This window comes from Mycobacterium sp. (assembly GCF_049683355.1).
Classification (GTDB): domain Bacteria; phylum Actinomycetota; class Actinomycetes; order Mycobacteriales; family Mycobacteriaceae; genus Mycobacterium.
Window position 1 is genome coordinate 1 of record NZ_JBAUJB010000195.1, and the last position, 6,356, is coordinate 6,356.

The 6,356-nt window shown below is 65.9% G+C and carries 10 protein-coding genes; 4 read left to right on the forward strand and 6 right to left on the reverse strand.

Translation table 11 applies throughout. The features are described 5' to 3' along the window. Nucleotides 1–103: 103 nt before the first annotated feature. Entirely contained in the window at nucleotides 104–295 is a 192-nt protein-coding gene (locus WA944_RS11575; protein WP_526368878.1) for an ATP-binding protein, read from the forward strand. A 364-nt stretch (nucleotides 296–659) separates the two neighbouring features. On the opposite strand, the gene WA944_RS11580 is transcribed toward WA944_RS11575, so the two are convergent. Next, nucleotides 660–1,079 carry a YHS domain-containing (seleno)protein gene (locus tag WA944_RS11580; protein WP_526368880.1) on the reverse strand — a complete coding sequence of 140 codons (420 nt, stop codon included), beginning with the start codon at nucleotides 1,077–1,079 and terminating at the stop codon, nucleotides 660–662. 364 nt (nucleotides 1,080–1,443) lie between these two features. Here WA944_RS11580 and WA944_RS11585 point away from each other — a divergent pair, with 364 nt between their 5' ends. After that, nucleotides 1,444–1,644, forward strand: coding sequence for a hypothetical protein (locus WA944_RS11585; protein ID WP_526368882.1), 201 nt, complete (start codon nucleotides 1,444–1,446; stop codon nucleotides 1,642–1,644). Then, nucleotides 1,641–2,411: a class I SAM-dependent DNA methyltransferase gene (locus WA944_RS11590; RefSeq protein ID WP_526368884.1), complete on the forward strand. Its 771-nt coding sequence runs from the start codon at nucleotides 1,641–1,643 to the stop codon at nucleotides 2,409–2,411. Before WA944_RS11585 ends, WA944_RS11590 begins: the two co-directional genes overlap by 4 nt. Before the next feature lie 294 nt (nucleotides 2,412–2,705). On the opposite strand, the gene WA944_RS11595 is transcribed toward WA944_RS11590, so the two are convergent. The 3 genes from WA944_RS11595 to WA944_RS11605 all read right to left on the reverse strand — a co-directional run bounded on the left by WA944_RS11595 (nucleotide 2,706) and on the right by WA944_RS11605 (nucleotide 4,280). Beyond that, a complete protein-coding gene (locus tag WA944_RS11595) occupies nucleotides 2,706–3,125 on the reverse strand; it encodes a DUF4383 domain-containing protein (RefSeq protein WP_526368886.1) in 420 nt (139 codons plus the stop codon). Nucleotides 3,126–3,208: 83 nt separating this feature from the next. Continuing rightward, entirely contained in the window at nucleotides 3,209–3,481 is a 273-nt protein-coding gene (locus tag WA944_RS11600) for an anti-sigma factor family protein (protein ID WP_526368888.1), read from the reverse strand. Continuing rightward, entirely contained in the window at nucleotides 3,474–4,280 is an 807-nt protein-coding gene (locus WA944_RS11605) for an RNA polymerase sigma factor (RefSeq protein WP_526368890.1), read from the reverse strand. Before WA944_RS11605 ends, WA944_RS11600 begins: the two co-directional genes overlap by 8 nt. Between WA944_RS11605 and WA944_RS11610 the strand changes: the two genes are divergently transcribed. Beyond that, nucleotides 4,279–4,806, forward strand: a complete 528-nt coding sequence (locus WA944_RS11610) for a carboxymuconolactone decarboxylase family protein (RefSeq protein WP_526646970.1) — start codon at nucleotides 4,279–4,281, stop codon at nucleotides 4,804–4,806. The two genes, WA944_RS11605 and WA944_RS11610, sit on opposite strands and share 2 nt — an antisense overlap. A gap of 639 nt (nucleotides 4,807–5,445) precedes the next feature. On the opposite strand, the gene WA944_RS11615 is transcribed toward WA944_RS11610, so the two are convergent. Next, a complete protein-coding gene (locus tag WA944_RS11615; protein ID WP_526608862.1) occupies nucleotides 5,446–6,018 on the reverse strand; it encodes a DUF6431 domain-containing protein in 573 nt (190 codons plus the stop codon). Nucleotides 6,019–6,148: 130 nt separating this feature from the next. Further along, nucleotides 6,149–6,356 (reverse strand): transposase (locus WA944_RS11620; protein WP_526646971.1); only part of this gene is annotated, 208 nt, incomplete at its 5' end.

The window sequence follows — 6,356 nt, forward strand, 5'->3', positions numbered from 1 at the left end:
CCTGACAATCGGCACGACACCCCGACCACCGACAGCCCCGCTCGACACGATCGAGCGGGGCTAATTCACGCCGAACCAGCCTCAACGGCAACGACGCCACCATGTGCAACATCAGCGACGCGCAACAACCGCGTCGACGATCTACTGCACACAGCTACCGCCCGGCCAGTGGCACGACCGAATGGACGAGAAGATCCTCGCCGACGCTATCGTCGACCGGATCACCACCAACGCGCACGCCACCGTCCTTAACTGCGACGATTCCATGCGCAAACACTTCAACCAGATCAACTGACCAGCGCTAACGGGGCGGGTGGCGCACCGCCGCCCGCCCCCAACAGCGCCACGGCTCAGCCCGCAGCGTCACGGTGGCCCAGTCCCGACCGGAACAGTGGCTCACCAGGCAGCGGAACACTGGCTCCCGCCGACCGTAATATCCAGTTGAGGTGCCTCTAGCTAGATCTAGATTCGAGACGAGCTCCCGCCCGGCCGACGGGGGCCGGGCGGGACCGAACAGCCCGTGCCGCACTTAGGAGGGCGGGCACCCAGCAGTTGCCGGCCATAGCGACAGATGTTCGCCCGGCTCTCGGCGGTCGGTTCCGCCGTATCCGGCGTTGACACACGTAGATGACGGCTTAGTTCGCCCTGCGGTTCTGTAGTTACTTGCTGTGCTCGCTGACCAAGCCCGGCCAGTTGTTGTCCGCCTTGGCCACGTTTTGCTCATAGTCCTTGTCGAACTCCTTTCGAAGCTCCGTGTTCAAGATCACTGTCAGTTTGCCGTCGCGCACCTGCCAGGTGTTGATGATGTCCACCGGGAACAACGCGCCCACCGAGACGCCGAAAGCGCAAAACCCTCCATATTGCGGGGCATATTTTCCCGGGTCCGCCTCGAACGTCTGCTGGTGCTCCTTGGTGGCGAACATATACACGGCACCCTGATGCTTCGCCGTGATGGCGGGATCACCGTTCACCGGCTGCTGGTCGGTGAAGAAAGCGACGGGATCAAAGCCGTCGAGGGCGAAGCCGCTCGCGCCGGCGGTGTTGACGAGGGTGGGTGAAGTGATAGACGGAGTGCTCATGGGTTTTCTTTCTGTCGGTTGATCTGAACGGGATCTCGCCGCCGAAAGCGTGGCGAGTAATGTTCAGACGCCGCGATACCCCACAGCGTTACACCGCACCGGTACCCTAATCGCCCGCGGAGAGGAGGATTCGATATATACGGTTTGCTCCAAGGCGCACCGTCGATGCCACCGCCGAGAAGGCGACAACGGCGATCGGGGGCGGAGGCAACGAGTGGACCGGTAAGCCTCCTCGCACGCATCGCGCATATTCCACGGACTGATTCGCCCGGGTCGTGAGTTCGGTGGTGGTCCTGCGGCGCTCGGCTAGGAACCCACCACGAACCTGAAGGTCGGCGCGTCAGCATCGCCTACACTCGCCGCCGTGAGCGAGACCAACGAACCCATACCCGATGCGCGCATCGCCGGCATCGGTGTGCGCGACCTGGTGCTCGCCAGCGGGCTACGAAACCGCCTGGGCCGCCTCGTGCACTCCGCAACTCCCACGCGCGTGAGCGCAGCGCCGCCGCGGTGCGACGTCGGCTCGGCGCCGGTCGGCATCCGCTCGACGGGCTTCGACTCATGAGCGCGAAGCGCGGCACCGACCGCGACCCGGCCCTGTTCTACTCGGGGCTGGTGGCCGACCTCTATGAGCCGCTGGCGAGCGAGCACGCGAAGGCCGACGATTACGTGTGCTTCCTGGATGCCGCGGGTGCCCCCGCCCTCGAGCTCTGCTGCGGCTCGGGCCTGCCCCTGCTCGAGCTGCTCGCGCGGGGCTACGACGTGCACGGGGTCGACGCCTCTGCCGACATGCTCGCGCGCTGCCATGCCGAGGCCGCACGCCGGGGTCTCGACGTAACGCTGTTCGAGCAGCGTATGCAGGACCTCGACCTGCCTTACCGCTACCACGCGATCTTCCTGGCCGGCGCGAGCTTCACATTGCTCACCAGCGACGAGGACGCCCGACGCGCCCTCGACGCCATGGCGGCGCACCTCGAGCCGGGCGGGCGCGTGCTGATCCCGCTCGAGGTGCCAGACCCGGACCTTCGGTCACCGATCACGCGCGAGACGCCGGGGCCGGATGGCGCGACCCTGCGCGTGCGCGTGATGGCGATGGCCATCGACCCCGAGGCCCGCAGCCATCGCAGCACCCTGCGTCTTGAGCGGGTCGCCGCCGACGGCACCACCGAGACGCTCGAGCGGGACTGGGTGCGCCACTGGTGGACCCAGGCGCAGTTCGCGGCGATGCTCGATGAGGCCGGCTTCGCGGACGTTCACGCAATTGGAGCGGACGGCCACACGGCGGCGCCGGACGCCCACTTTTTCGTCTTTGTGGCACGCCGGCCGAGCTGAGCGCGCGCGGGCGCCGGGCTCGGGCCTCGGCTTCGCGGCTCACCCCCGGGCTGCACCCAGTGCAGAATGGGGCTGGTCGCACCGAAGCGCCCACGCCCGACCTGGTCTTAGCTGTCAACGCAGTTCAACAAGCTGCCCGTACACGTTTGGCGACCTGGCGCATACGGCACCACACCCACCGGGGAGGCTCATGGGCTCGGCACCCGCCCACTCCCTTGGCTGCCCGGCCCCGCCGACACTGGGCGGGGCCGGGCAGCCGAGCTGGGTCACACAGACATCGTGGCCATCGTCGCTTCACCGATTGCTGGCGATGACCTGGTTCATGCGCGGGGCGCGGGCACGGCTAGCGGTGTCGGTGAGTTTCCAGCCGACGAGGATGCTCAAGGCGCCGTACACGAGATGCAGGTAGTTGTCGGGTTCGCCGATCGAATGAATGTTGAGGAAGCCCAACACACCCGAGACTCCGAGCACGAATGCGGCCAGCAGGCCGATGCCGAGAACCACGTTGGCAATACGGGTGATCGAGGGCATCAGTGCAGCGCCCAGCCACGCCGCCCCCAACACCAGGTGCACGATGTTGTGCATGGGGTTGACGGCGAGGATCAGGACCTTCGTGTGGTGTTCGCTGGTGAAGCCGGTCACCGCGAAGCCGATGATTCCGGCGGCGAAATAGATGGCCGCGGACGCGTAGGCAAAAATTTGGTTGCGGGTCATGACGATTTCCTTCCTGGTGGGCCGCGGGTTCGCGGCCGTCGCAGGTATCGACTCGCGCAGCGGGCCAGGTGTTACAACGAGTCTCAGTCCCGGTTGAGTCGCTCAAATTCCGCCATCAGCGCATCGAGGTTCGCCGGCCGTACCTCCACCGATTCATCGCGCGCCGCAGCGGCGATCCACACGGTTCGGCGGATCTGGTCGACGTACACCCGGCAGGCCTCGCACCCACCGAGGTGCTGCTCGAATCGGTGCAGATCTGCCTCTTCGAGCGCGTCCTCCAGATAGTCGGTGACCAGCGCCACCGCGTCCGAGCAGGTGATCCGCAATTCGTTGGTGATGAAATCGTCGTTAGTCATTGAGATAGTCCTCCAATACGACGCGTAGGCTGGCACGGCCCCGATGTAGCAGTACCCGCTGGTTCACCGCCGAGATGCCAAGTGCATCGCAGGTTTCCTCGCTCGACCACCCTTCGATGTCACGCATGGTCAGCACCTCACGTTGGGCGTTCGGTACTTTCTGCAGGGCGTCAGCGATCACCGAGCGCACCTCGGCCGACACCAGCTGCTGCTCGGGCAGTAGATCCCAGCGGGCCGGCACGCCGACCCAGTGGTGCGCGCCGAGGTCGGGATGAACGAGCCGCCGCGGATCGACCGAAGGACCGGGCTCCGACTCGAATCCCGCGGTGGCGAACGGCACCGTTTTTGCATCCCTGCGGGCCAGTGTGCGCACCCGGTTCAGCATCACCCGAAACACCCAGGTCTTCAGGCTCGCACGGCCCTCAAAGGAGCCGATGGAACGTACCACCGACACCCAGGTGTCTTGCACGGCGTCCTCCGCGGTGGCGGTGGACACATACATCCGCGCCAGCCGCACTAGCGGCGCATGCAGCGTATCGACGAGGGCCCGAAACGCGTCCTTGTCACCCGCCCGAAGCGCCGCGATCAGGTCCTCGTCGGTGGCCCACCGATCGTCGACAACGGTGCGCAAGCGTGCAGCGCGTGCCGCCACGGGTGTCTCGAATCCTCGCTCCACGAAGTTGGTTACCTCCGGTTGTAACACGGCACGGCATTGCGATGTCTGAACACTAGCCCCGCCGATATGGAACCGCGGCGAGGTCCAAACGATTCCGGATAGTGGAGGAAATATGAGCATCATGCCCCTCGTCACCGACGCGAACGCGACGACCGATCAGGCCGAGGCGCTGTCGGCGGCGAAACGAACACTTGGCGCTGTTCCCAATCTGACTCGGGCGATGGCCAACAGCCCGGCGCTGCTTCGGGGGTACCTGGGCTTGGTGGCCAGCCTGGAAAGCGGTGCGCTTCCGGTCGCTACCCGGGAACGTCTGGCCATCGCTGTCGCGCAATCTAATGGTTGCTCCTACTGCCTGTCAGCGCACAGCTACACCGGCCAGCGCATTGCCGGGCTGAGCTCCGAACAGGTCGGGGCGGCCCGCAAGGCCGACGCCGACGACCCGAAAACCGCTGCGATACTTGCCTTCGCCGTGGCGGTAAACGAACAGCGCGGCCAGATCGATGATGCTGATCGCGAAGCCGTTCGCCGAGCAGGCGCCAGCGACACCGAGATCGCTGAGGTGATAGGCCATGTCGCACTCAACGTGCTGACCAACTACTTCAACAACGTGGCGCACACCGAGATCGACTTCCCACTCGTAGAACCGTGATCGGTCGGGCACGGCGGACTGACCGGTCCAATCCGCCGTGCCCCCGGTCCATCAAGCCAGCCTGCAACGGCGATGGCGCTCGGCGCTGGCAGCGAATCTGACTGCGGTTCAGCAAGATGATTTCCGACGCTCGCGGGCTCGCCCGCACCACGGTGTACCAGGCCCTACACCGCGCCGAACCCCCTACAGCGCGGGCCCAACGTGGGTGAGCAACCTACTTCGGCAGGGACCAGATTCGCTGCGCTACTCAGGAGACCTCGGCGAATCAACCTGAGCGTGGAAACTGGCACCCCGGCAAGATCCGAAGAGCCTGGAAACTACGCCGCCGGTTTCGAGACAGGAAATGATCACCCCCAATCTCTAGGACCGTGACCATGGCGCACGACGTCAGCGACGGTGTTTGTTGGCCGTCGCTGAGGATGACGATGACGGCGTCACGGTGATCGACGACGAGTTTCTGGCCGTTCTTGGGCAGGGTGACGCGGTGCTCGGCGAGGTGACGCGGTCGTGGCCGTGATGATGCCGCGATCCGGCGTTGTTGGTGACGACGAAAGGGTTGGCGGTCAGGATCGACGCGGCGTGCGAGGTGCCGGCACGGCGAGGCCCCCCGGGGTCGATGCACCCGGGGAAGTGGCGGGATCAGTCCCGCGGGGCGAGCAGCCTGCCCAGGGTGTAGATGCCGACCATCGTCCAAGGCGGGTCGGTAAAGCCGAGCCGATCGCGGTCCCAGCGAGCGGCGGCCGCGAGCATCGACAAGGTGTCACGGAGTTGGTTGCCGACGAATCGCAGCTCAGCGGAAGGGTCGGGAGCTACCTGGACCAGCCGCTGGACCCCACGCTGGTACATCCAGTGCATGTGTTTGGGTGTGGCGCGGCGCAGCCAGCGCCGCACGGTCGACTCGGGTCGACGGAGGCGGGCGGCGATGCTCCGGTAGCCCAGTCCGTTGGCCTTGTGCAGCAGTGCCTGCCCAATCACCTCGGTGGTGTCGGCACGGCGGGCCTGGAATGCCGTCGGCAACACGATGTGGGTGGATTCGCAGTCCGAGCAGCGCACCCGTCGTGGTCGCAGCGTCACCGTTGTCGCGCCGTGGGAGCGGATCGTGCGGCGCCGTCCAAACCCCCATTTTGCGAGGCGGCCGGCGCATTGTGGGCAGTGCAGCGTCCCAGCGTCGAGATGGTCCTCGGCCAGCTCGGCGGTTCGGGCGACGATCACCGCGGCGGTCGACAGTCATGGTTCACCAGCCTTGCCTACCACGAGCGGATCCGGCAGGGGTCAATTCGTGTTGGGGCCAACGCATCTGGCCGTCGATCGTCACTGTGGATGACGACCAAGGATTCGGCCGTCACCATGCACACGGTCCGTCGGCCGTGGCGGGGGTGCTCACCGGGACGGTGGGCAGGGTGAGGTCACCGGCAATGAGATAGATCATGGTGATCATGTTGTGTTTGTTGCGGTAGCCGCGGGCGCGGGCCTTGGCGGCTTGCACGAGGGAGTTGATCCCTTCCAGCAGCCCGTTGTTCAATCGGCTGGCGTGCCAGGCGACGATGCCG

Bases quoted from the DNA above. Each gene is read 5' to 3' on its own strand.
- WA944_RS11580 (WP_526368880.1), bottom strand. From the start codon at position 1,079: ATGAGCACTCCGTCTATCACTTCACCCACCCTCGTCAACACCGCCGGC.
- WA944_RS11600 (WP_526368888.1), bottom strand. From the start codon at position 3,481: ATGACTAACGACGATTTCATCACCAACGAATTGCGGATCACCTGCTCG.
- WA944_RS11590 (WP_526368884.1), top strand. From the start codon at position 1,641: ATGAGCGCGAAGCGCGGCACCGACCGCGACCCGGCCCTGTTCTACTCG.
- WA944_RS11595 (WP_526368886.1), bottom strand. From the start codon at position 3,125: ATGACCCGCAACCAAATTTTTGCCTACGCGTCCGCGGCCATCTATTTC.
- WA944_RS11605 (WP_526368890.1), bottom strand. From the start codon at position 4,280: ATGATGCTCATATTTCCTCCACTATCCGGAATCGTTTGGACCTCGCCG.
- WA944_RS11610 (WP_526646970.1), top strand. From the start codon at position 4,279: ATGCCCCTCGTCACCGACGCGAACGCGACGACCGATCAGGCCGAGGCG.